The sequence below is a fragment of the Pedobacter sp. ASV28 genome (genome assembly GCF_016428855.1).
In the GTDB taxonomy this organism is placed as follows: Bacteria; Bacteroidota; Bacteroidia; order Sphingobacteriales; family Sphingobacteriaceae; genus Pedobacter.
On the sequence record NZ_JAELTN010000150.1, the window covers coordinates 1 to 393 of the forward strand.

1 pseudogene is annotated in these 393 nt (G+C 65.1%); it reads left to right on the forward strand.

Annotation, left to right across the window (positions count from 1 at the left end):
- Positions 1–211 (forward strand): annotated as a pseudogene (locus JHD79_RS22915) (hypothetical protein); the annotation flags it as partial.
- Positions 212–393: the final 182 nt, after the last annotated feature.

Sequence of the window (393 nt, forward strand, 5' to 3'; positions counted from 1 at the left end):
CCCCCCCCCCCCCCCCCCCCCCCCCCCCCCCCCCCCCCCCCCCCCCCCCCCCCCCCCCCCCCCCCTTTTTACTTCCCCCGCCCCCCCCTATATCTACACTATGGCTCGATCGTCGGCAGCGTCAGATGTGTATAAGAGACAGGCATTGTCACATCACGAAGTAACAGAAGAACAGGCTGCTGATGTCTTGAAACTTATTGATAAGTTATAGGAAGATGATGATGTACAGGCCGTTTACCACAATATGGCTGCTGTCTCTTATACACATCTCCGAGCCCACGAGACCTGCGTTACCATCTCGTATGCCGTCAGCTGCGTGAAAAAGGGGGGGGGGGGGGGGGGGGGGGGGGGGGGGGGGGGGGGGGGGGGGGGGGGGGGGGGGGGGGGGGGGGG